Source organism: Rubrivivax gelatinosus IL144, from assembly GCF_000284255.1.
GTDB classification, from domain to species: domain Bacteria; phylum Pseudomonadota; class Gammaproteobacteria; order Burkholderiales; family Burkholderiaceae_C; genus Rubrivivax; species Rubrivivax gelatinosus_A.
Genome location: NC_017075.1, coordinates 4,041,906 through 4,065,696, shown reverse-complemented (window position 1 = coordinate 4,065,696; position 23,791 = coordinate 4,041,906). Strand labels below are relative to the sequence as shown.

General features: G+C 73.4%; 18 protein-coding genes and 1 pseudogene. 9 read left to right on the top strand and 10 right to left on the bottom strand.

All coding sequences use genetic code 11. The features are described from left to right. Positions 1–33 precede the first annotated feature (33 nt). Complete coding sequence (locus RGE_RS18550) at positions 34–936, top strand: LysR family transcriptional regulator (protein ID WP_014429990.1); 903 nt, start codon at positions 34–36, stop codon at positions 934–936. Here RGE_RS18550 and RGE_RS18545 read toward each other — a convergent pair whose 3' ends face one another. Then, positions 937–2,595, bottom strand: a complete 1,659-nt coding sequence (locus RGE_RS18545) for a mechanosensitive ion channel family protein (protein WP_014429989.1) — start codon at positions 2,593–2,595, stop codon at positions 937–939. Positions 2,596–2,935: 340 nt separating this feature from the next. On the opposite strand from RGE_RS18545, the gene RGE_RS18540 reads away from it, so the two are divergent. After that, positions 2,936–4,807, top strand: a complete 1,872-nt coding sequence (locus RGE_RS18540) for a GGDEF domain-containing protein (RefSeq protein WP_014429988.1) — start codon at positions 2,936–2,938, stop codon at positions 4,805–4,807. Between the two features lie 3 nt (positions 4,808–4,810). On the opposite strand, the gene RGE_RS18535 is transcribed toward RGE_RS18540, so the two are convergent. Next, positions 4,811–5,755, bottom strand: coding sequence for a LysR family transcriptional regulator (locus RGE_RS18535; RefSeq protein ID WP_014429987.1), 945 nt, complete (start codon positions 5,753–5,755; stop codon positions 4,811–4,813). Between the two features lie 96 nt (positions 5,756–5,851). On the opposite strand from RGE_RS18535, the gene RGE_RS18530 reads away from it, so the two are divergent. After that, positions 5,852–7,066, top strand: a complete 1,215-nt coding sequence (locus tag RGE_RS18530) for an MFS transporter (RefSeq protein WP_014429986.1) — start codon at positions 5,852–5,854, stop codon at positions 7,064–7,066. 107 nt (positions 7,067–7,173) lie between these two features. Next, a complete protein-coding gene (locus RGE_RS18525) occupies positions 7,174–8,427 on the top strand; it encodes an outer membrane protein assembly factor BamB family protein (RefSeq protein WP_014429985.1) in 1,254 nt (417 codons plus the stop codon). Between the two features lie 10 nt (positions 8,428–8,437). On the opposite strand, the gene RGE_RS18520 is transcribed toward RGE_RS18525, so the two are convergent. The 6 genes from RGE_RS18520 to RGE_RS18495 all read right to left on the bottom strand — a co-directional run bounded on the left by RGE_RS18520 (position 8,438) and on the right by RGE_RS18495 (position 14,931). Next, complete coding sequence (locus tag RGE_RS18520; RefSeq protein WP_014429984.1) at positions 8,438–9,589, bottom strand: MFS transporter; 1,152 nt, start codon at positions 9,587–9,589, stop codon at positions 8,438–8,440. A gap of 44 nt (positions 9,590–9,633) precedes the next feature. Continuing rightward, on the bottom strand, positions 9,634–10,773 hold the full coding sequence (locus RGE_RS18515; RefSeq protein ID WP_014429983.1) for an ABC transporter ATP-binding protein: 1,140 nt from the start codon (positions 10,771–10,773) through the stop codon (positions 9,634–9,636). 9 nt (positions 10,774–10,782) lie between these two features. After that, positions 10,783–11,622 (bottom strand): carbohydrate ABC transporter permease, encoded by an 840-nt coding sequence (locus RGE_RS18510; RefSeq protein WP_014429982.1) that lies wholly within the window; start codon positions 11,620–11,622, stop codon positions 10,783–10,785. Next, positions 11,619–12,530 (bottom strand): carbohydrate ABC transporter permease, encoded by a 912-nt coding sequence (locus RGE_RS18505; protein ID WP_014429981.1) that lies wholly within the window; start codon positions 12,528–12,530, stop codon positions 11,619–11,621. The genes RGE_RS18510 and RGE_RS18505 overlap by 4 nt, the downstream gene beginning before the upstream one ends. Positions 12,531–12,537: 7 nt before the next feature. Beyond that, positions 12,538–13,806 carry an ABC transporter substrate-binding protein gene (locus RGE_RS18500; protein WP_014429980.1) on the bottom strand — a complete coding sequence of 423 codons (1,269 nt, stop codon included), beginning with the start codon at positions 13,804–13,806 and terminating at the stop codon, positions 12,538–12,540. Positions 13,807–13,914: 108 nt separating this feature from the next. Then, the gene (locus RGE_RS18495) at positions 13,915–14,931 is read right to left on the bottom strand and encodes an asparaginase (RefSeq protein ID WP_014429979.1); all 1,017 of its coding nucleotides are present in this window, start codon (positions 14,929–14,931) and stop codon (positions 13,915–13,917) included. Positions 14,932–14,969: 38 nt separating this feature from the next. Here RGE_RS18495 and RGE_RS18490 point away from each other — a divergent pair, with 38 nt between their 5' ends. From RGE_RS18490 to RGE_RS18475, 4 genes and pseudogenes are all read left to right on the top strand, one after another. After that, positions 14,970–15,794 carry a DUF429 domain-containing protein gene (locus RGE_RS18490; RefSeq protein WP_014429978.1) on the top strand — a complete coding sequence of 275 codons (825 nt, stop codon included), beginning with the start codon at positions 14,970–14,972 and terminating at the stop codon, positions 15,792–15,794. Beyond that, positions 15,791–18,238, top strand: coding sequence for a ligase-associated DNA damage response DEXH box helicase (locus RGE_RS18485; protein ID WP_014429977.1), 2,448 nt, complete (start codon positions 15,791–15,793; stop codon positions 18,236–18,238). The genes RGE_RS18490 and RGE_RS18485 overlap by 4 nt, the downstream gene beginning before the upstream one ends. Before the next feature lie 122 nt (positions 18,239–18,360). Then, a pseudogene (locus RGE_RS25015) lies at positions 18,361–18,466 on the top strand (YkvA family protein); the annotation flags it as partial. 177 nt (positions 18,467–18,643) lie between these two features. Beyond that, complete coding sequence (locus RGE_RS18475) at positions 18,644–19,132, top strand: thermonuclease family protein (protein WP_014429975.1); 489 nt, start codon at positions 18,644–18,646, stop codon at positions 19,130–19,132. Here the strand turns inward: RGE_RS18475 and RGE_RS18470 are convergent, their stop codons facing one another. Further along, positions 19,133–19,930: a gamma-glutamyl-gamma-aminobutyrate hydrolase family protein gene (locus tag RGE_RS18470; RefSeq protein ID WP_014429974.1), complete on the bottom strand. Its 798-nt coding sequence runs from the start codon at positions 19,928–19,930 to the stop codon at positions 19,133–19,135. Positions 19,931–19,992: 62 nt separating this feature from the next. Between RGE_RS18470 and RGE_RS18465 the strand changes: the two genes are divergently transcribed. Continuing rightward, positions 19,993–21,690, top strand: coding sequence for a SulP family inorganic anion transporter (locus RGE_RS18465; RefSeq protein WP_173391626.1), 1,698 nt, complete (start codon positions 19,993–19,995; stop codon positions 21,688–21,690). Between the two features lie 6 nt (positions 21,691–21,696). On the opposite strand, the gene RGE_RS24345 is transcribed toward RGE_RS18465, so the two are convergent. Continuing rightward, positions 21,697–23,790, bottom strand: a complete 2,094-nt coding sequence (locus RGE_RS24345) for a hypothetical protein (protein WP_043784279.1) — start codon at positions 23,788–23,790, stop codon at positions 21,697–21,699. Position 23,791 lies beyond the last annotated feature (1 nt).

The following is a 23,791-nucleotide window of genomic DNA, read 5'->3' as shown; positions in this document are numbered from 1 at the left end:
CACTGGTCGAAACAATCGACCAATCGAGCCGCCATGTCGCCCGAAGACCTGCGCATCGTCTTGCGTGTCGCCGAGCTCGGCAGCTTCACCGAAGCCGCCCAGCGCCTGGGCCTGCCGCGCGCCACCGTGTCGACCGCGGTGCGCCGGCTCGAGGAGCGCCTGGGTGCGCGACTGCTGCAGCGCACGACGCGGCGCGTCAGCCTCACCGACGACGGCCGGCTGTTCGTCGAACGCTGCCAGGACGTGCTCGCCGACCTCGACGAGCTGCGCACGATGTTCCAGCAGCAGCCGCAGGCGCTGACCGGACGGCTGCGTGTGGACATGCCGCTGGCGATCGCCCGTTCGCTGTTGCTGCCGCGCCTGCCCGAGTTCCTGGACCGGCACCCGGGGCTCACGGTCGAGGTCGGCGCCGCCGATCGCCGCGTCGACCCGGTGCGCGAAGGCTACGACGCGGTGATCCGCGTCGGCGCGGTCGTCGCCGAGCAGCTCGTCGGCCGGCCGCTGGGCGCCTACACGATGGTCAACGTCGCCAGCCCCGGCTACCTCGCGCGCCACGGCGAACCGCGTTCGCTCGAGGACCTGGCCGCGCACCGGCTGGTGCACTACCAGCCCAACCTCGGCGACCGGCCGGCGGGCTTCGAGTACCTCGACGCCGAGGGCACGCTGCGCAGCGTGGCGATGGCCGGCGTCGTCACCGTCAACGCCACCGACGCCTACCTCGCCGCCTGCGAGGCCGGGCTGGGCATCATCCAGATCCCCGAGGCCAGCGCCCGCGCCGGCGTCGAGGCCGGCCGGCTGGTGACGCTGCTGCCGGAGCTCGTGCCGCCGCCGATGCCGGTGACGCTGCTGCTGCCGCACCGGCGCCACCTGCCGCGGCGCGTGCGCGCCTTCGCCGACTGGGTGGCGACGCTGTTCGCCGCGCCGCCGCCGGGCTGATCAGGCCGCGGGCGGCGGCTTCAGCGGCGCGCCGCCGCCGAACCACTCGCCCGGCGGCACGACCTGCGGCGCCGGCGGGTCGGCCAGGTAGTGCGGCGACATGATCTGCACGCCGTTCTCGTTGAACACGTCCTGGATGTCGGCGAGCAGCCGGTTCATCGCCTCGGCGCGGCTGTGCGGCGCACTGCGGTCGGCCTGGGCGACGAGGCGGTACTCGACGTAGAAGTCCGACAGCGCCGTCTGCACGACGTAGGGGGCGGGCTCGGCGGCGACGCCCGGCGTGCGCCGCGCCGCTTCGAGCAGCATCGCGTGCACCTGGCGCCAGGGCGTCGCGTAGCCGATCGTCACCGCGGTGTGCAGCACGAAGCGGCCGTCGGCGACCAGGCGCGAGAAGTTGCGCACCGGCTGGCCGACGACCACCGTGTTGGGCAGGCTGACCTCCTCGCCCAGCCCGGTGTGCAGCTTGGTGGCGAACATGCCGATCGCCGCGACCGTGCCCTCGGTCTCGCCGATGCGCACGTACTCGCCGATGCGCAGCGAGCGCGAGTACATCAGCCCGACGCCGGCCATCGCCTGACCGACGACGCCCGAGGCCCCCAGCGACAGCATCAGCCCGGCGAGCACGGTGACGCCCTTGAACGACTCGCTGGACGCGCCCGGCAGGTAGGGGTAGGCCAGCGCCAGCGCGAACAGCCAGACGACGAAGTTGCCGATGCGCCGCGTCGGCGCCGCGGTGTCGGCATCCAGCCAGCCGAGCTGCAGCTCGCCGCTTTCGACCCGCCGCAGCAGCAGCGTCAGCGCGCGGGTCAGCAGCCGGCCGAAGACGGCGATCAGCAGCACGACCAGCAGCCCCGGCACCGCGTGCACGACGCCGATCGCGAAGTCGCCGAGCACGCCCAGCAGCCAGCCGGTGGCGCTCTCGCCCCAGGGCCGCGTGTAGGCGAAGGCGCGCAGCACGAAGCCGGCCCAGAGGTTCACCAGCAGCAGCCCGGTGCCCCAGACGAACACATCGCCGGCCAGGCCGCTGGCGCGGCGCACGTGCGGCAGATAGGTCGCGAGCACGCCGCGCCGGGTGTCGACGTCCAGCCAGGTGTCCAGCCGATGGCCCAGGCGCCGGCTCGACCAGCGCCGCAGCCGCCACAGCCCGCGCAGCGCCAGCAGCAGCGCCACGCTGGCGGCGGCGCTCCAGGCCGCGGCGATGCCCAGCCGGCGCGGGTCGCGCGCCTCTTTCGATTCCTGCAGCGCCAGCACCAGGCGCCGCTCGACCTTCAGCGCGGCGCCGTCGAGCAGCGGCTCGGGCAGCCGCCCGGGCAGGTCGTCGGCGGCGAGGAAGAAGACCGTCACGCCGTCGACGTCGAAGCGCACGGTGTCGCCGATGCGCGTGCGCGTGACGACGCCCGGGCCGCGCATCGCGGCTTCGGCAAGCACCGATTGCGCCATCGCCGCGCGTTCGGCCGGCGGGTCGCCGAACAGCGTCGCCCGCAGCTCGACGATGCGGCGGTGGTCGAGTTCCACCGTCGCCGCGTCTGCGGCCGGTGTCTGGGCCTGCGCGGCGGCCGCGGCCGCCACGAGAAGCAGGGCGGCCAGGCCGGCCGCGGCGCGGTGCCAGGCCGATCGTGCTGCCGGCCGTGCCGGCTCGGGTGCAGAGCGCTCGTCCACGCGGTCCCTCCCGTTCGGCGCGGCGCGTCGTCGCGGCCGTCGCCCGGTGCGCGGCCAGTCTACGGCGGCGCGGCGTCGGCGTCGAAGTGATCCGGCGCGTGTCCGCGCGCGCCGCGGCAGGCTATGCTGCGCGCGCCGCGGGCGGAGCCAGCCGCCCGCGGACGACGCCCCGGGTCCGGCGACGGTCCGCGCCGGGGGGGCCGCGGAACCGCCAATGACAAGAGGTCGTGATGTTGTGCGCGGCAGGGCCGCGCTCGTGAAGACGCCGTGCGGCTGGGCCGTGTGGGCGTGCGCCGCCTTGCTCGGGCTGGGCGGCGTCGCGGCGTCCGCCGAACCGAGGATGCTGCCCGCGGGCCAGATCGGCCCCGAAGAACGCGCGCTCGACCAGTTGCTGAGCGCCGACGCCCGACGCCCTCCCGAGCAGCGGGTCGCGCACCTGGACGCGCTGCGAGCCGACCCGCGCTGGGCGGCGCCGGCCTGGCAGGCGCTGCTGGCCGTCGAACGCTGCGCCGTCGCCCCGGGCGACAGCGCCGGGGTGCTGGCCGCGCTCGAAGCGCGCTCGGGCGCCAGCGGCGACGTCTACCTGCAGATCGCGGCGCTGAAGTGCCGCCAGTGGGCCGCCGACCACGCCGGCAACCCGAGCGAGAACTACCGCTACGCGCGCGAGGCCTGGCGGCTGATCGGGCAGGTCGGCATGCCGACGCTGGCCTTCCGCGTCGCCCGCAACTACGCCGACGAAGCGACCTACGCCGGCGCCATCGACGAGGCGCTGACGGCCATCGACCGCGCGCTGGAGATCGCGCGCACCGCCGGCGATCCGCGGCGCGAGGCCGACGCGCTGACGACGCTGGCGATGATCCAGTCCGATCTGGGCCAGCACGAGGACGCGCTGCGCAACAGCGACCGCGCGCTGCGTCTGGACCCCGAGCTCTCGCGCAGCGACGAGAAACTGCTGGCGCGCAGCGCGCTGCAGATCGCCGCCAGGCAGTACGACGAGGCGCTGGCCACGCTGCGCCGCGGGCTGGAACTGGCCGAGCGCCAGGACGACCAGGAGACGCGGCTGGCGATCCGCATCAACCTCGTCGACGTCTACAACCACACGCGGCGGCTGCCGCAGGCGCTGGCCTTGTCGGCCGACGTCGTCGCCGAAGCCGAGCGCCAGGATTTCGAGTACCTGAAGGCCTACGCCTGGCTGGTGCGCGGTTTCGCGCTCGCTGCCGCCGGCCAGATCCCGGCCGGCACCGAGGCCTTCGACCGTGGCCGCGTCTGGTTCGAGAACGGCGGCCAGGTCGGCGAGGTCGCCCGTGCGCTGCGCGACTGGGCGCAGATGATGGCGCGTGCCGGCCGCTGGGAGCAGGCCTACCGCGCCGCCGAACGTGCCGACGAGCTGCGCGAGCGCACCCAGCGCGAGGCGCGCGAGAAGAACGCCAGCTTCCTCGCCGCGGTGCTGGAGAGCAGCCGCAAGGACCTGGACATCGAGCGCCTGCGCCACCAGGGCCAGACCGCCGAGCTGCAGTTGCAGACCGAGCGCCTGAACCGGCGCACGACCTTCGCCGTGGCCGCCGCGGTGCTGCTGTCGACGGCCTCGCTGCTGTTCGTGCACCTGCGCACCCGGCGCGTGAACCGCCAGCTGCGCGACGCCAACGCCGCGCTCGACTACGAGAGCACGCACGACCCGCTGACCGGCGCCTACAACCGGCGCCATTTCGACCGCTTCTTCGCCCGCCGCCAGGCCGAGGGCGGCCGCGTGCTGCTGGTGCTGCTGGACATCGACCACTTCAAGGCGATCAACGACCGCCACGGCCACGCCTGCGGCGACCGCGCGCTGCAGGAGACCAGCCGGCGCCTGGCCGACTGCGTGCGCAGCGACGACTGCATCGTGCGCTGGGGCGGCGAGGAGTTCCTGCTCGTCATCGACGACCCGGCCGGTGCCGAGGCCGAACGCGGCTTCGTGCTGCGCCTGCTCGACGCGGTCGGCGCCACGCCGATCGAGTTCGACGGCGTGCGCAAGTCGGTGACGGCGTCGATCGGTTTCGCCTCGGTCGGGCTGGGCGAAGGTTTCGACCTCGACCGCACGCTGGCCGACGTCGACACGCTGCTCTACCGCGCCAAGAGCGCCGGCCGCCACCGCGCCGTGGGCCGGCTGTGCGGCGTCGCCGAGCCGGTGACGCTGCTGCCGACGCCGCCAGTGGCCGACACCGTGCCGGCCTGAGCCTCAGGCGCTGGCGCGGGTCGCCGGCACCATGCCCGACAGCGTCGGCATCGCCGCACGCATCGCCGCGATGAAGGCCCGCAGCCGTGCCGGCTGCAGCCGCGTCGGCGGGTGCAGCAGGTACACCGGCAGCGGCGCCGCGCTCCAGTCGGGCGCCAACTGCACCAGACGGCCGGCGGCCAGGTCCTCGGCCACCAGCCAGGTGGAGATGATGGCCGCGCCGGCACCGCCGCGGGCCGCCTCGCGCAGCGCGTACAGGCTGTCGGTCGTCAGCCGCGGGCGGATCGCCAGCCGGCGCCAGCCGCCGCTGCGGCGGTCCTGCAGTTCCACCTCGTCGCGGTAGAAGCTGCCGGCGGCCAGCCAGGGCAGGGCGGCCAGCGCCTCGGGCTCGGCCGGCGGCGGGCCCTCGCCCCAGACGCCCGGCGCGGCGACGACGAAACGCGGCACCTCGGCCAGCCGCACCGCCACCAGCCCCGGCTCGTCGACCGCGCCGACGCGGATCGCGCAGTCCACGCCCTGGGCGATGAAGTCGGGCAGCCGGTCGTGCAGCAGCCATTCGACCGAGACCTCCGGGTGGCGGCGCAGGAAGTCCAGCAGCGGCAGCACCAGCTGCTGCTGGCCGAAGGCGTGCGGCACGACGACGCGCAGGCGGCCGCGCGGCACGTCCTGCACGCCGCGCAGGTCGGCTTCGGCGGCGTCCCAGCGTTCGAGCAGCGAACGCGCGTGCTCGTAGCAGCGCTGGCCGTCCTCGGTGGGTTTCATCGAGTGCGTCGAGCGCTGCAGCAGGTTCAGACCCAGCGAACGTTCGAGCTGCTGCAGCCGGCGGCTGATCGTCGGCTGCGTCGTGCCCAGCGCCACCGCGGCCGCCGACAGGCTGCCGGCATCGACGATGCGCACGAAGGTCTGCAAGAGTTCCAGGCGGTCGGCACCGGCAAACGGCTTGGTCATGCGTATAGCGTATGGCAGATGTGAATCCGGCGCTACTACAACGATAGGTGATGCGCGAGAAGAATTGCAGCCATCGAATCCCCGCTGGAGTCCACGATGTCCGCCCTTCCCGCTCCCGCTCCGCTGTCGCCGCTGCCCGCGGCCGCCCGCCCCGCCTCGCCGCCCGTCGTGCTGATGGCCGCCGGTGCCGGTTTCGCCGTCGCCTCGATCTATTACGCCCAGCCGCTGCTGGCCGCGCTCGGCAGCGACCTCGGCGCCGGCGCCACCGGCGTCGGCCTGGTGCCGACGCTGACCCAGTTCGGCTACGCCGCCGGCCTGCTGCTGCTGGCGCCGCTGGGCGACCGCAGCGACCGGCGCACGCTGATCACCGCCAAGGCCGCGCTGCTGACGCTGGCGCTGCTGGCCGCCGGCTTCGCGCCCGGGCTGCCGGCGCTGCTGCTGGCCAGCCTGGTCATCGGCCTGGCGGCGACGATGGCCCAGGACCTGGTGCCGGCCGCCGCCGCGTTGTCGGCTCCTGAACGACGTGGGGCGACGGTCGGCAGCGTCATGACCGGCCTGCTGCTGGGCATCCTGCTGTCGCGGGTCGCCAGCGGCCTGCTGGCGGCGCAATGGGGCTGGCGCAGCGTGTTCTTCGCCGCCGCGGCGGCGGTGGCGGTGATCGGCCTGGCCGTCTGGCGCGGCCTGCCGCACATCGCGCCGACGACGCGCCTGGCCTACGGCGCGCTGCTGGCCTCGATGGTCTCGCTGTGGCGGCGCCATCCGGCGCTGCGCCGCGCGGCCGCGGTGCAGGCGTTGCTGTCGGTGGGCTTCAGCGCCTTCTGGTCGACGCTGGCGCTGGCGCTGCAGGCGCGGCACGGCCTGGGTGCGGCGGCGGCTGGGGCCTTCGGCCTGGCCGGTGCCGCCGGTGCGCTGGCCGCGCCGCTGGCCGGCCGCCTGGCCGACCGTCGCGGGCCGGTCTTCGTCACCCGGCTGGCGGCGGCGCTGGCGGTGGTCTCGTTCGCCGTGCTGGCTGCCGAACCGCTGCTGCCGACGGCTGCCGCGCTGGCGCTGATCGCCGTCGCCGCGGTCGGTTTCGACTTCGCGATCCAGGCCTCGCTGGTCTCGCACCAGACCCTGGTCTACGGCCTGGAGCCCGAGGCGCGCAGCCGGCTCAACGCGCTGCTGTTCACGACGATCTTCGTCGGCATGGCGGCCGGCTCGGCGCTCGGCGGCCTGGCGCTGACGCACGGCGGCTGGCTGGGCATGGTCGCGCTGGCGAGCGCCGCTTCGCTGGCCGCGCTGGTGCTGCGCCTGCGCCCTGCCGGCCGCTGACGCCGGGCCACCGCCCCACCGAACCGGGGGGGCGGCGGCGCGGGTAAAACCTTAGAGTGCGTAGGCCAATAAGAACGCCTCCGCCCGGGGGCCCTCAGGGGGAATCCATGAAGCTTCGATGCCTGGCCGGCACGCTGGCCGCCGCATGCCTGTCTTCCACCGCGACCTTCGCGGTGGCCGCCGCAGCCACGCCGCAATGGAGCCAGTACCAGGGCAACGCCCAGCACACCGGCTACGTGCCGATCGCGCTGCGTCCGCAGTCGGCGCGCAAGGCCTGGGAGTGGCGCAGCCCGCATGCCGCCGACGGCGTGACGGCCTACATCAACCCGGTGGCCATCTCCGACGGTGTCGTCGCCGTCACCGACGACGACTACTTCGCGCCGCAGGCGCTGTACCTGCTCGACGAACGCAGCGGCGAGACCCTGCAGACCTACGAGTTCCCGGCGAGTACCCCGGCGCTGAACCCGCCGGCGATCTTCAAGGGGACGGTGTTCGTGGCCACCAGCGGGCACGAAGAAACCTTCATGCATGCCTTCGACGTGGCCTCGGGCACGCTGCTGTGGAAGACGCCGTTCCCGGCGCAGTGGCCGCACTACCTGTCGCCGGCGATCGATGGTCGCCTCGTCGCCAATGGCGGTGGCTACTACGGCGGCGTCTACGGCTTCGACCGCAGCAGCGGTGCCGTCGTCGGCAGCCGCACCGATCTGCCGATGATCGACATGTTCTCTCCGGCGCTGGACGACAAGTCGATCTACGCCTACACGCACGGGCAGCTCAACGTCATCGACCGCAAGACCTTCGCCAAACGCGTCATCGCCGACCCGGCGCCGGACAGCGACTGCTGCGGCTCGTACATCGGCGCGCCGATGGTCTCGCTCGAACGACAGCGCGTCGTCGCGCCGAGCGGCGACGATTTCAGCGGCCGCGCGTCGGCAAGCACCGCCGGCCACTACGAACGCAGCCTGGTCAGCTTCGACATCGCCGCCGGCGTGCTGGAGTGGCGCAGCGCCGAGCGCTACGTCACCCGGCCCGCGCTCGCCCAAGGCCGCGTCTTCGCAGGCGGCCAGTTGCCGGCGCGCCTGGCGGTGCTCGACGAGACGACCGGCGTCGTCGACTGGACCTGGACTCCCGAGGACGGCTCGACACGTCTGTGCCGCAACATCGTCGTCACGCTGAACCACGTCTTCGTCAGCACCGACCGTGCGGTGCACGCGATCGACCTGGCGACGCGGCGTTCGGTCTGGTCGGTGCCGGTGGCCGGCGAACTGGCGCTGTCGGCGCGCGGCACGCTGACGATCAACGAAGGCTGCACCGAGAGCACCGGTCGCCTGCTGGCCTATCGGCTGCCGACCCAGCGCTGATGCACCCGCGTCAGCGCAGCAGCCGCGCCCCGGCGGCCAGCGCCAGCGCCGCGGCGACCAGCGTCGCCATCGCCAGGTTCAGCGAGCTCGCATGGGCGATGGCGCCGACCAGCGGCGGCCCGGCGAGCAGGCCGAAGTAGCCCAGCGAGGACACCGCGGCGATGCCGTCGGCCGGCGTCACGCCCGGCTGGCGGCCGCCGGCGACGAAGAGGATGGGCACGACGTTGGCGAGCCCGGCGCCGACCAGCGCCATCGCGACGACGCCGACCACCGGGTGGTGCAGCAGCAGCGCGGCGCTCATCGCCAGCGCCGCCAGCCCGGCGCTGGCGGCCAGCAGCGTGGCGGCGTGAAAGCGGCTGCGCAGCGCATCGCCGCCGAAACGCGAAGCGGCCATCGCCGCGGCGAAGGCCGCGTAGCCCAGGCCGCCGACGGCCTGGGTCTGGCCCAGCGAATCGGTGAACCAGAGCACGCTCCAGTCGTAGATCACGCCTTCGGCCAGCAGGCCCAGCGCCGCCAGGCCGCCGAGCAGCAGCAGGCGCGGCGGCGGCAACCGCCAGCCGCGCGGGCCCTCGGGCACCGGCGGGTGGTCGGGCAGCAGCGAACGCGCGGCCACGAGCGACAGCGCCAGCACCACGATCGCCAGCGCGCCCAGCTGCCAGGCGGCCGGCACGCCGGCGGCCAGCAGCGCCGAGCAGCCGCCGGCGCCGGTCATCGCGCCCAGGCTCCACATGCCGTGGAAGCCGCTGACGACCTTGAAGCCGCTGCGTTCCTCCAGCAGCGTGCCTTCGGCGTTGATCGAGACGTCGTAGAACGCGCCGGCGGCGCCGAACACGACCATCGTCGCCACCAGCGCGGCGAAGCCGCCGTGCAGCAGCAGCGTGCCCAGCGCCGCGGCGATGACCACCGCGGCCACCGGCACCACCTGGCGCGGGCCGTGGCGGCCGATGATGCGCCCGGCCACGAGCAGCGCGCCGACGGCGCCGACGGCCGCGGCCAGCAGGGCCAGCGAGAGTTGGGCTTCGTCCAGCCCGTAGCGCGCCTTGGCGCTGGGCACGTGCGCGCCCCAGGCGCCGGTGACGGTGCCGAAGGCGAAGAACAGGGAACGGACGGCGATACGGGCCGGGCGCAGCGCCCGGGCGGGGGAGGGAGCGGTCAGGGTCATGGGGGGAAGCCCCCCGATGATGCCTGCCCGCCGGTGGGCCGGGTTCAGGCGGGGAGTTCGACGCTGCGCGGGAAGGCCTGGCCGCTGGCGTCGAACAGGTGGCAGGCCTCGGCCGGGATCTGCAGCGGCACGCGCGTGCCCGGCGGCACGCTGGCCGCGCCGTCGACGCGCAGCGTGACCAGCGGCGCGCCGGCGCCGGCCTCCAGGTACAGCAGCGAGCTGTCGCCCAGGCGTTCGAGCTGGCGCAGCACCAGCGGCATCGGTGTGCCGGCGCGGGCGTCGTCGCCGACGACCAGATGCTCCGGCCGCACGCCCAGCGACACCGCCGCGCCCGGCGCCGCGCCGCGCGCGTCGACCGCGGCGGTGACGGCGATGCCGGCGACGTCGACCGTCGCGTGCGTCGGCGCGGCGGCCAGCAGCCGGCCGGGCAGCACGTTCATCTTCGGGCTGCCGATGAACTGCGCGACGAAGAGGTTGCGCGGGCGGTGGTACAGCTCCATCGGCGTGCCGACCTGCGCCACGCTGCCGTGCTCCTGCACCGCCGGGCCGGCGCGCAGCAGCACGATGCGGTCGGCCAGCGTCATCGCCTCGACCTGGTCGTGCGTGACGTAGATCGTGCTCGCGCGGCCGACGTCGCGGTGCAGCTTGGCGATCTCCAGCCGCGTCTGCACGCGCAGCGCGGCGTCGAGGTTGGACAGCGGCTCGTCGAAGAGGAAGACCTGCGGCTCCTTGACGATCGCGCGCCCGATCGCCACCCGCTGGCGCTGGCCGCCCGACAGCGCCTTGGGCAGCCTATCGAGCAGGGTCTCGAGCTGCAGGATCCCGGCCGCCTTCTTCACGCGGCGCTCGATGTCGGCCTTGTCGGCGCCGCGCACGCGCAGGCCGAAGGCCATGTTCTCGGCCACCGTCATGTGCGGGTACAGCGCGTAGCTCTGGAAGACCATCGCCACGCCGCGCTGCGCCGGCGGCACCTCGTTGACGCGCCGGCCGCCGATCTGGATCTCGCCGGTGGTGATGGTCTCCAGCCCGGCGACCATGCGCAGCAGCGTCGACTTGCCGCAGCCCGAGGGCCCGACGAAGACGCAGAACTGGCCGTCGTCGATGGCCAGCGTCGCGTCCTGGATCGTCGTCGGGGCCGACGGCGCGAAGCGTTTGCCGACCTGGAGGAAGTCGATGCGGGCCATGGCGTCCTTTCAGCCCTTCACCGCACCGGCGGTCAGGCCCGAGACGATGCGCTGCTGGAACAGCAGCACCAGCGCGACCAGCGGCACGGTGACGATCACCGACGCGGCCATGATGCTGCCCCACGGCACCTCCCAGGCGGTGGCGCCGGTGATCAGCGAGATGCTCACCGGCACCGTGCGCTGCTCGGTGTCGGAGACGAAGGTCAGCGCGAACAGGAACTCGTTCCAGGCGCCGATGAAGGCCAGCAGCCCGGTGGACACCAGCGCCGGCACCAGCAGCGGCATGAAGACCTGGAAGACGATGCGGACCGGGCCGCAGCCATCCATGATCGCCGCCTCCTCCAGCTCGACCGGCAGGCCGCGCATGAAGGTCGTCAGCACCCAGACCGTGAACGGCAGCGTGAAGATCAGGTAGGGCAGCACGAGGCCCGGCGCGCGGTCGTAAAGGCCCAGCGCCTGCATCAGCTCGAACAGCCCCGACAGCACCGCGACCTGCGGGAACATCGACACCGCGAGGATGGCCAGCAGCAGCGCGCCCTTGCCGCGGAACGGGATGCGGCCCAGCGCGTACGAGGCGCTGATCGCCAGCAGCATCGAGACGACGACGGTCAGCGTCGCGACGACGATCGAGTTCAGCAGGTGGCGGCCGAAGGGCTGGCCGCCGCCTTCGAACAACTGGCGGTAGTTGCGCAGCGTCACCTCGGCCGGCCACAGCCGGGCGTCGAACAGCGCGGTGCCGGTCTTGAACGAGGTCGCCAGCGCGTAGAGAAAGGGGTAGACCGAGACCGCGACGACCAGCGCCGCCGCCGCGTACAGCGCGACCGTGGCCGCGGTGGAGCGCTGGCTCATCGGGTGTCCTCCGCCAGCCGCACGCGTGCCGCGCGCAGGAACAGCACCGCGGTGATGAAGATGATCGCCGTCAGCGACAGCGCCGCCGCCGAGCCGAAACCCAGGTCGCCGTTGTCGATCATCTCGCGGCGCACGAAGCCCGACATGCTGATCGTCGCGCTGCTGTTGGAGGTCAGCACGAAGATCAGGTCGAAGACGCGCAGCGCATCGAGCAGTCGGAAGACGACGGCGACCATCAGCGGCAGCCGGATCAGCGGCAGCGTGATGCGCCAGAACACGCGCAGCGGGTGCACGCCGTCGACGCGTGCGGCCTCGTAGATGTCGCGCGGCAGCGTCTGCAGCGCGGCCAGGATCAACAGCGCCATGAACGGGATCGTCTTCCAGACGTCGACCGCGACGACGGTCCACAGCGCGTAGGCCGGCTCGGCGGTGAAGGCGATCTTCTGCGCCACGACGCCCCAGTCGACGAGCCACTGGTTCACGACCCCGTACTGGTCGTTGAGCATCCAGCCCCACATCTTGGCCGAGACGATGGTCGGGATCGCCCAGGGCACCAGCACCGCGGTGCGCACCAGCGCGCGGCCGCGGAACTCCTGGTTCAGCAGCAGCGCCACGCCCAGGCCGATCGCCGTCTCCAGCAGCACCGAGACGACGGCGAACTTGAAGGTGTTGGCGATCGAGATGCCCCAGTCGCCGGCCCAGAAGCCTTCGGTGTAGCCGGCGTTGCCGAACAGGCCGTAGGCGCCGAAGTAGTTCTGCCAGCCGACGAAACGCCCGGCGGCCAGGTCGTTGAGGTTGGTGTCGGTGACGCTGAACCACAGCGTGCGCGCCAGCGGCCAGCCGGCGACGAGCAGCATCGCGACGAGCATCGGCGCGAGGAACAGCCAGGCGGTGCGGGTGCGCTGCATCAGCGGCTCACCACTTCGCGCGCCGCGTCTGCAGCAGCCGGCCTTCGAGGCGGCGCACCGCCGCGGCGCCGTCGACCCGGCCGGACAGCACGTCGTGCGTCGCGTCCCAGAACGCGCGGCTGACGGCCGGGTACTTGAGCCCGGTGGGTGTCGCCGGGCGTGCGACGGCGTTCTCGAAGACGTCGAGCAGGTCGCCCATGAAGGGGTTGGCGGCGAGCAGCTCGGGGTCGCGGTACAGCGCCGGGATCGTCGGGTTGTAGGCGCCGCCGATCGCACGCTGCTTCTGGATCTCGGCGCTGGTCAGGTACATCACCAGCGCCGCGGCGGCCTCGACGTGGCGCGAGTACTTGGACACCGCGAGCTGCCAGCCGCCCAGCGTCGCCGCCGGGCGCGCGCCTTCGCCGTCGCCGGCGGGCAGCGGCGCGACGCCGACCTTGCCGCGGATCACGCTGTCCTCGGCCTGGCTCATCGCCCAGGCGTAAGGCCAGTTGCGCATGAAGGCCGCCTGGCCGTTCTGCCAGACGCCGCGGGCTTCTTCCTCGCCGTAGTTCAGCACGCCGCGCGGCGCGATCGTGCCGATCCACGACGCCGCCTCGTCCAGCGCGCGCGCGGCCTGGGCGTTGTGGATCGTCACCTTGCCGCTGGCGTCGACGATCGTGCCGCCGCCGTAGCTGGCGACCCATTCGAGCGCATTGCAGGTCAGGCCCTCGTAGGCCCGGCCCTGGAAGACGTAGCCGTGGAAGTCGCGTGCGCCGGCAGCGCGTTCGCCGTCCTGGATGCGGCGCGCCGCCTCGGCCATCTCGTGCCAGGTCTTCGGCAGGGCCAGGCCGTACTTCTCCAGCAGGTCCTTGCGGTAGAAGAGCAGCCCGGCGTCGGTGTACCAGGGCATGCCGAGCAGCTTGCCGCCGATCGTGTTGTTGGCGACGATCGCCGGGAAGTGCTGGCTCTCGGCGCCCTGGCTGTAGGGCTTCAGGTCGACGAGGTGGTCCTTCAGCACGCCGGGCCAGACGACGTCGATCGTCAGCACGTCGAGCTTGTCGGACTTGGCCGCGAACTGCTGGCGCAGCAGCGCGAGGTTGTCGGTGGCGCTGGCCGGTGCCGAATAGATGCGCACCTCGTGGCCGTTCTTGCGCCCCCAGTCCTGCGCGTAGCGGGCGCAGAACTGGGCATCGGCGGCGTTGGAGCCGCAGGCGATCGTCAGCGTCGCCGCGTGGGCGCCCGCGGCGCCGGCGAGCCAGGCCGCTGCGACCACGGCGAGCCCTCGGGCGCAGGCCATCCGTTGTCTCCGTCGGTTTTGCATCCCGACGGACCTGCCGCCGGGCCGGCGGCCGCCTCGTGCGGGCGGCTCGCCGTCAGCCCTGACGGCAAACAGCGTTCCGGCCGGTCAGGCGGCCCAGCGCAGGCGACCGACGTCGAGGCCGTTCCAGTTGACCAGCGGCTGGTCGGCGAAGGCGTGCACGAAGCCGCGTTCGGCTTCGTCCAGGCGCACGAAACGTTCGATCAGCGCCGCCATCACGACTTCGCAGGCGCGCGAGGCGCCGTCGTCCATCTTCAGCGCGACGCCCAGCCCGGCCTTCGGGAACGCGGCGCAGAACACGCCTTCGGCGCCGACCTTGCAGAACACACGTTCGCCCAGGCGCTCGATGATGCGGGTGTCGAAGCGCCCGCTGCCGGCGACCATGAAGGGTTCGGCGGTGACCGCGGCCATCAGCCGCTTCGCGGCGCGTGCGCGGCCTTCGCGCAGGCCGATGCCGCTGCCGGCGCGCGCGAAGGCCAGCGCCAGGTGGCGCAGCGGGATCGCGTAGGTCGGGATCGAGCAGCCGTCGGTGCCGCGCGGCGTGTCGGCCAGGCGCCAGCCGGTCGTGGCTTCGATCGCGTCGCCGACCTCGCGCATCACCGGGTGCTCGGGCTTGACGTAGCCGCTGAGGAAGGCGCGTTTGTCGGCGTCGCCGGCCAGCACGCAGCCCAGGCAGACGAAGCCGGCGTGTTTGCCCGAGCAGTTGTTGTGCAGCGCCGTGGGCGTGCGGCCGGCGGCGGCCATCTCGCGCTGCACGACGTCGCGGTAGGGCCAGTGCGCGCCGCACTCCAGCGCCGCGTCGTCGACCCCGGCGGCGGCCAGCATCGAGGCCGCGACGGCGACGTGGCGCGGCTCGCCGTTGTGCGAGGCGCAGGCGATCGCGAGCTGTTCGTCGTTCAGGCCGTAGCGTTCGGCGGCGCCGCTTTCGACGAGCGGCAGCGCCTGCAGCAGCTTGACCGCCGAACGCGGGAAGATCGGCCGGTCGATGTCGCCGGCCGAGGCGACGACGTCGCCGTCGGCGTCGACGACGGCCCAGGCGCCGCGGTGGGTGGATTCGACGGCGCTGCCGCGCAGCGCCTCGACGAGGGTCGGATTGGCAGTCATGCCGCGACTTTAGCGGCGGCCCCGCGACAATCGACTCGATGACCTCGACCGCCTCTTTGCTGCCGCTGCTCGGCGTGGACTTCAGCTGCGCACCGTCGCGGCGCAAGCCGATCACCGTCGCACGCGGCACGCTGCACGGCGCCGTGCTGCGCCTCGAACGTGTGGACGAGCTGCCGACGCTGGCCGGCTTCGAGGCCGTGCTCGCCGAGCGCCCCTGGTTCGGCGGCTTCGACTTCCCGTTCGGCCTGCCGCGGGCCTTCGTCGACGACCAGGGCCTGGGCAGCAGCGCCGCCGAGGTCGTCGCCGAGCTGCGCCGGCGCTGCCCGGCGCGCATGGACTTCCGCGCGCTGGTCGACGCCTGGGGCAACGGCCGCCCGCCCGGCCAGCGCCTGGTGCACCGCCGCACCGACGTCTCGCTGCCCGGCACGACCAGTTCCAGCCCGCTGCAGACGCGTTACGTGCCGGTCGGCTTCATGTACTACGAAGGTTTTTCGCGCCTGGTCGCCGCCGGCGTGCAGGTGCCGGGGCTGGTGGCCGGCGACAGCGAACGCCGTGCGGTCGAGGCCTATCCCGGCCTGCTGGCCGCCGAGATCCTCGGCCGGCGTTCGTACAAGAACAGCGAGGCCGCCGACCGGCTCATCGCACGCAAGGACCTGGTCGACGCGCTGGAGCAGGGCCGCACGCGGCTGGGGCTGCGGCTCAAGCTGACGCACGCCCAGCGCGACGCGCTGGTCGCCGACGCTTCGGGCGACCGCCTCGACGCCGCGCTGTGCCTGCTGCAGGCCGGCTGGGCCAGCTTGCGCGACGACGCCGGCATCCCGGCCGACGTCGACCCGGTCGAGGGCTGGATCGTCACCGCATGAACGAGGTGGCCGGCCTCGTGCACGCCGAATCCTGGTTCGGCGCACGCGGCTGGTCGCCGTTCGAGTTCCAGCGCGCCGTCTGGGCGGCGATGGCCGGCGGCGACAGCGGCCTGCTGCACGCCACCACCGGCAGCGGCAAGACCTACGCCGTCTGGTTCGGCGCGCTGGCGCGTGCGGCGCCGCGGCGCGGGCTGCAGGTGCTGTGGCTGACGCCGATGCGTGCGCTGGCCGCCGACACGACGCGCGCGCTGCAGGCCGCCGCGCCGCCGGGCTGGGACGTCGCCCAGCGCACCGGCGACACCGGCAGCGCCGAACGTGCGCGCCAGGACCGGCGCCTGCCCGAGACGCTGGTGACGACGCCCGAGTCGCTGTCGCTGCTGCTGACGCGCGAATCGGCACGCGCCCAGCTGGCCGGCGTGCAGACCGTCATCGTCGACGAATGGCACGAGCTGATCGGCAGCAAACGCGGCGTGCAGGTGCAGTTGGCGCTGGCGCGCCTCAAGCGCTGGAACCCGCAGCTCGCCGTCTGGGGCCTGTCGGCGACGATCGGCAACCTGGCCGAGGCGATGGCGACGCTGGTCGGCCACGAACACGGCAGGCTGGTCCAGGGCCGCATCGAGAAGCGCCTGGTCGTCGACACGCTGCTGCCGCACGAGCCGGGGCGTTTCTCCTGGGGCGGCCACCTCGGTGCGCAGATGCTGCAGCCGGTGGTCGACGAGATCGAGTCCTCGTCGACGGCGCTGGTCTTCACCAACGTGCGCTCGCAGGCCGAGATCTGGTACCGGCTGATCCTCGACGCGCGGCCCGACTGGGCGGGCCTGGTCGCGCTGCACCACGGCTCGCTGGACCGCAGCGTGCGCGACTGGGTCGAGGCCGGGCTGAAGGACGGGCGGCTGAAGGCGGTGGTCGCCACCTCCAGCCTGGACCTGGGCGTCGACTTCCTGCCGGTCGAACGTGTGCTGCAGATCGGCAGCGCCAAGGGCATCGCGCGCCTGCTGCAGCGCGCCGGCCGCAGCGGCCACGCGCCCGGCCGCGCCAGCCGCGTGACGCTGGTGCCGACGAACACGCTGGAACTCGTCGAGGCCGCCGCGGCGCGGCGTGCGGCGCTGGCCGGGCGCGTCGAGTCGCGGCGCACGCCCGACAAGCCGCTGGACGTGCTGGTGCAGCACCTGGTGACGGTGGCGCTGGGCGGCGGTTTCGAGGCCGACGCGCTGTACGACGAGCTGCTCACCGCGCCCGCCTACCGCGGGCTGAGCCGCGCCGAGTTCGACTGGGCGCTGGCCTTCGTCGAACGCGGTGGCGACAGCCTGGGCGCCTACCCCGAGTACCACCGTGTGCAATGCATCGACGGCGTCTGGCGCGTCGTCGACCGCGGCATCGCGCGCCGCCACCGGATGCAGGTCGGCACCATCGTCGCCGACGCGACGATGCAGGTGAAATGGCTGTCGGGCGGCACGATCGGCAGCGTCGAGGAAGGTTTCATCGCCCGACTCAAACCCGGCGACGTCTTCGTCTTCGCCGGCCGGCTGCTGGAATACGTGCGCACCCAGGACCTGGCGGCTTATGTGCGCAAGGCGACGAAGCCCAAGGGTCTGGTGCCGGCCTGGAACGGCAGCCGCATGCCGCTGTCCTCGGAACTGGCCGACGCGGTGCAGGTGCTGCTCGACGAGGTCGCGGCCGGCGGCTTCGCCGAGCCCGAACTCGAAGCCGCGCGGCCGATGCTGGAGGCCCAGGCGCGGCTGTCGCGGCTGCCGCGGCGCGGCCGGCTGCTCGTCGAGCGGCTGCGCACGCGCGAAGGCTGGCACCTCTTCCTCTACCCCTTCGCCGGGCGCAACGTGCACGTCGGCCTGGCGCAGCTGCTGGCCTGGCGGCTGGCGCAGGCGCGGCCCAACACCTTCTCGCTGTGCGTCAACGACTACGGCCTGGAGATCCTGGCCGCCGAGCTGCCGGACCTCGCGGCGCTGGAGGACAAGCGCCTGTTCGCCACCGACACGCTGCTGGCCGACGTGCTGGCCAGCCTGAACTCGGGCGAACTGGCGCAGCGGCGCTTCCGCGAGATCGCACGCATCGCCGGGCTGGTGTTCGGCGGTTATCCGGGTGCGCCGAAGAGCCTGCGCCAGCTGCAGGCGTCCAGCTCCTTGTTCTGGGGCGTGTTCCGGCGCTACGACGCCGGCAACCGCCTGCTCGAGCAGGCCGAACGCGAGGTGCTGGCGCAGGAACTGGAAATCGGCCGCCTCGCCACCACCTTGCAGGCGATGGACACGATGGACCTGGAGATCGTCGAGCTGAAGGCCGCCAGCCCCTTCGCGCTGCCGCTGCTCGTCGAACGGCTGCGCGAGCGCCTGTCGACCGAGCAGATGAAGGACCGGCTCGAACGCCTGCTCGCCGCGTCGAACGCGGCGCTCGACAAGCCGGCGCCCAAGCGCCGCCGTGCGGCGCCATGAAGCGCGTTCGCCGCCTCTTCGCCGCCGGCAACGCCGCGCGCCTGGGCATCTACCTGCTCGCGCTGTGGAAGCTGTTCAAGCACCCGGACACGCCGCGTGCGGTGCGCTGGATCGCCGTCGCGGTGCTGGCTTACGCGCTGTCGCCGATCGACCTGATCCCCGACTTCATCCCGGTGCTGGGCATGCTGGACGACTTGATCCTGGTGCCGCTGGGCATCGCGCTGGTCGTCAAGCTGACGCCGCCCGAACTCTGGCAGGCGCGGCTGCGCGAAGCCGAGGCCGGGCGCGAGCAGCTGCCGCGCCTGGTCTGGGGCGCGGTGCTGGTCGTCGCACTCTGGCTTTTGTTGCTGGCCGGCTTCGTCGCGGGGATCATCGCGCTCGCGTTCTGAACCTATCCCGCATCCGATGAAGACCTTGCCCGGCCTGGCGCTCGCGCTGCTGGCCGGCGCCGCGCTCGCCGCGCCGCCGAAACATCCGCCGCCCGTCGAGGGCCGTGTCACCCAGGTCGTCGACGGCAACACCGTCGTCGTCACCCCCGCCGAGGGCGCGCCGGTGCGTGTGCGTCTGGCCGGCGTCGAGGCGCCGCTGGCCTGCCAGGACTGGGGCGTCGAGTCGCGCCGTGCGCTCGCCGACTGGGCCCAGGGCCACGCGGTGACGGTCGCCCAGCCGCAGCTCGGGCGCGACGGCGTCGTCACCGGCGCGCTGATGCTCGACGGCCAGGACCTGGCGCGCCGCATGGTGTCCGAAGGCCATGCCTGGAGCACGCGCGTGAAGTGGGACCGCGGCCCCTTCGTCAAGGAGGAGCGTCTGGCGCAGGCGCTGCAGCGCGGGCTGCACGCGGTGCACGGGGCGCAGCGGCCGGCGGACTTCCGCCGCCAGCACGGCCCCTGCTGATCAGCGCTTGCGTTCGCGCGCCGCGGCCAGGAAGTCGGCCAGAAGGCGCGAGTCGTCGAAGGTCGCCGGGTCGCCCGGCACGTGGAACTCGGGGTGCCACTGCACCGCCGAGATCCAGGCGTCGCCGCTGTGGCGCACCGCTTCGACGGTGCCGTCGTCGGGACAGCGCGCCTCGACGACGAAAGCCGGCGCCAGCTTCTCGATCGCCTGGTGGTGGATGCTGTTGACGGTGGCGCGCGCCAGCCCGCCGTAGAGCTGCGCCAGGCGGGTCCCAGGCAGGATCTCGACGTCGTGGAAGTGGCGCTCGTAGTTGGAGCTGTCGCGGTGCGCGCGCGCCGTCGGGCGCTGCGTCGGGATGTCCTGCACCAGCGTGCCGCCGTACATCACGTTGAGCAGCTGCAGCCCGCGGCAGATGCCGAACACCGGCTTGCCGGCCGAGACGAAGGCGTCGACGAGCTCGATCTCGTAGAGGTCGCGCACGCGGTCGCCGTGCCAGTCGGGGTGCAGCGGCGTCTGGCCGTAGGTCTCGGGCGCGACGTCGTTGCCGCCCTGCAGGACCAGGCCGTCGAGCGCGTCGGCGTAGTGGCGCAGGTTCAGGTCGCGGCGCGTGACGACGCTGTCGGCGGTGACGGCCGGGATCATCAGCGCCACCGCACCGCCGCCGAGCACCCAGTTGGCGACCGACTGCTCCAGGTAGTGCAGCGTGCGCGTCCAGACGCCGTCGACGTGGATGCCCGGCGTGCCGGGCGTGTAGATGCGGGCCGAGAAGCCGATCAGCAGCGGGGACTGTCCTGCCATGGTGTCCATGCTATGCAAGAACGGTTCCCCCCGGCGCTGCAGGGCGCTGATACGCTCGGCGGATGACGTTGCGAAGGAGTGCGCGGGCGCCGTGGGCCCGCTGGCTGGGGCCGTGGGTGGAGGACGTGAACCGCACGAGCCTGCGTGCCGATGCCGCCGCCGGGCTGCTGGGCGCGGTGCTGGCGCTGCCGCAGGCCATCGCCTACGCGGCGCTGGCCGGGCTGCCGCCGACCTGGGGCCTGTACACCGCGATCGTGCCCTGCATCGTCGCCGCGCTGGCCGGCTCCAGCCGGCTGGTGGCCTCCGGGCCGACGAACGCCGTGTCGCTGGCGCTGGCGGCGATGCTGGCGCCGCTGGCCCTGCCGGGCAGCCCCGAGTACCTGCGCCTGGCGCTGGTCGCGACGCTGGGCGTCGGGCTGATGCAGACCGCGATCGCGCTGCTGCGGCTGGGCTCGCTGGCGCACTTCATCTCGCCGTCGGTGCTGCTAGGTTTCACCAGCGGCGCGGCGCTGCTGATCGCCTGGCATGCGCTGGCCTCGGTCGTCGGCGACCTGCCCGGCGTCGTGCTCGCCTGCGGCACGCTGATCGTCGCCTGGGTGCTGCGCCAGGTCTGGCGGCGCGGGCCCTTCCTGCTGGCGACGCTGGCCCTGGCCGCGCTGGCCGCCTGGCTGGCGATGCGCGAAGGCGTGGTGCTGGACTTCGTCGGCGAGCAGCGCATCGACCACCTCTCCTGGGGCCCGCCGGCGCTGGCCTGGGCCGACCTGCCGCGGCTGGCCGGCGTCTCGCTGGCGCTGACCGTCGTCGCGACCGGCCAGAGCATCGCCATCGCCAAGGCGCTGGCGGCACGCACCGACCAGCCGCTGGACGTCAACCGCGAGTGCCTGGGCCAGGGCCTGGCCAACCTGGCCGGCGCCTGCAGCTCCGGGTTCGTCGCCAGCGGGTCGCTGAACCGGTCGATGCCCAACCTGGAGGCCGGCGCGCGCACGCCGCTGGCCTCGGTGTTCTCGGGCCTGTTCGTGCTGCTGCTGGCGCTGCTGGCGGCCCCTGCGATCGCCTGGATTCCGATGGCGGCGATCGCCGGCCTGCTGCTGTGGGTGGCCGGCACGCTGATCGACCGCGAGCAGTGGCGCGAGCGCCTTCGCGAGGACCGCACCGAAGCCGCGGTCGCCGCGGCGACGCTGGCGGCGACGCTGGCGCTGCCGCTGGAGCAGGCGATCGTCGGCGGCGTCGGGCTGTCGCTCGTCGTCTACCTCTACCGCACCTCGCGCCCGGCGCTGCGCACGATGGGCTTCGACCGGCCGCCGCCCGAGCGCGCGATGGTCGTCGTCGACGACGCGCCCGGCGCCGAGTGCCCGCAGCTGAAGATGCTGCGCATGGAAGGCTCGGTCTGGTTCGGCGCCGTCGCCCACGTCGGCGAGCGCCTGCAGGCGCTGCGCGCCGCGCCCGGCGCGCCGAAGCACCTGCTGGTGATGGCCAAGAGCATGAACTTCATCGACCACGCCGGCGCCGCGCTCTGGGAGCAGGAGCACACGCGGCGGCTCGCGATCGGCGGCGACCTGTACTTCCACCGTCCGCGCCCCGAGGTGCTGCAGACCTGGCAGCGGCGCCAGTTCCTGGCGCGGCTGGGCGAGGACCACGTCTTCGCCGACAAACGCAGCGCGCTGGCCGCCATCGTGCCGCGCCTGGACCCGGCGGTCTGCGCCGGCTGCCGCGTGCGCCTGTACGAGGAGTGCACGCGCATGCCGGGGCCGCCGGCCTGAACGCGCTCAGCGCGGGGCGGCCCAGACGACGTTGTCGGCGCTCGGCGTGCTGCAGCCGCTCATGCAAGGCGTCGTGCCCGGGTCGTAGGCGCCGGAGCCGGCCGGGACCTTGATCGTCGTCGAGCCGCCTTGCTGGTTGGAGTTGCGCGTCGTCGAGCCGCCCTGGGCGGCGGAATAGGTGGAGCCCGCGACCACCGTGCTGCCCGAGGTGTTGAGGTACTGGCCGGCGAGCACCGAGCCGTAGATCTCGTTGGACGAGCCGAGCAGCACGTTGCCGCCGACGAACTGGCCGTTGCTCTTGAGCCCGCCCGACAGCAGCGCGATGTTGGCGATGCTCGCGCCGCCCAGCGCCGGCGGCGTGCCTTTGCACAGCGGCGTGGCGTAGGCGCTGCTCGCGAAGCCGTAGCTGCTCCACGCGTTGAGGCCGAAGGCGCTGTTGGCCCGCCCCAGGCAGGTGTAGTCGGAGCCGACGTAGTTGGGCGCGTAGACCTTCACGCCGCCGGCGGTCGTGATGTCGCCGGTGGCCAGGAAGGTGTTGACCCAGACGCCGTTGCTGATCGTCAGGTTGCCGTCGAACCAGAGCACGCCGGGCAGCATCGTCGTGCCCTGCAGCGTCCAGCTGCCCGAGGCGTAGCTGAGGCAGGCGTTGTAGTCGGAGTAGCCCTGGCAGAGCTTCATCAGCGGCGTCACGCAGGTCGTGCCGGTGACCGCCTTGCACAGGTAGTTGCGGCCGCCGCTGGCGTTCGCCGCGACGTAGTAGCTGCCGTCCTCCAGGCCGTTGACGCCGCTGGCCTCCAGGCGCGGGTTGCCGCTGGCGTCGACGCCGCTGAAGGCGAAGTTGGCCTGGCTCTTCAGCGCGTAGGCGTCGACGGTGATGCGCGGGCGCTCGAAGCTGGCGACGGCGGCCACCGTCACCGGCGTGATCGCGACGTTGTAGCCGGCCAGGACCTTCACCTTGACCGTGGCCGGGAAGGGCGTGACGGCGCTGCCCACCGTGCCGGCGGCGACGACGGCGCCGCCGTTGGCGCCCCAGGAGGTGCCGCTCAGCAGCCCGGCGCCGTCGAGCCGGCTGGAGATGCCCTGGCCCCAGTAGCCGACCAGCGTCGTCGAGCCGCCGCTGCGCACCGTGCCGGCCGAGGTCAGCGTGACGTTGCCGATCGCGGTGATCGCCGTGGCGACACCGGTGCCCGAGGGCCGGTAGTTGACGCTGCCGTTGGCCGCCAGCGTCGTCGCGGTGGCGCTTGAGGTCCAGTCGATGCTGCTCTCGGTGTAGATCTCGTTGGCACGCGCCGCGCCGCCGCTGACCGTCACCTTGCCGCTGGCCTGGATGCTGCCGGCGCTGGCCGAGCCGCCGTTCAGCGTCACGTCGCCGTTGCTCTGGATCGTGCCGATCGTCGAGGCCGAGCCGCCGGCCAGCGTGACGTTGCCCTTGGCCGAGATCTTGTTGACCTTGGCCGCGCCGTTGAGCGTGACGTTGCCGTTGCTGCACAGCTCGTCGACCGAGATCGCGGCGTTGACCGTGATGTCGCCGGTGGCGCACACCTGCTGCAGCCCGGTGACCGAGCCGCTGAGTGTCAGCGAGCCGTCGAGCACGTAGAGGTTGCGCGCATCGGTGCCGGTGTAGCTCACCGAGCCGTCGAGCCGGGTGTTGCCGTGGAAGGTGGCGCCGGCGGGCAGCGTGGTCTCGCCGCCGGGGCCGTTCTGCGGCGGCCGGATCGCCACGCGCAGCACGCTGCGTGCGCCGGCGCTGGCGCCGACGACGTCGAAGACGTAGAGGCCGTCGGCGTTCTTCTCGACCAGCGTCGCGCTGACGCCCGCCGGCGCCCCGGCGCCGAAGCCCACCGCGCGGCCGGCCGTCAGCGCGGCCGTGCTCGGCATCGCGGCCACCGCCTTGGACAACAGCATGACGCCGGTCCAGGCCTTCATCTCGGCCTGGGTGGCGGTGTGCTCGGCCAGCTGCAGCCGCATCGAACCCTGCATCGCCCAGGCGGCCATCGCCGAGGCGGCGGCCAGCCCGAGCGTGATCAGCACGATCATCAGCAACGTCGCGATGCCGCGCTGGCGGCGGGCCGGGGAAAGGGCGCTCAGGTGCGATCGCATC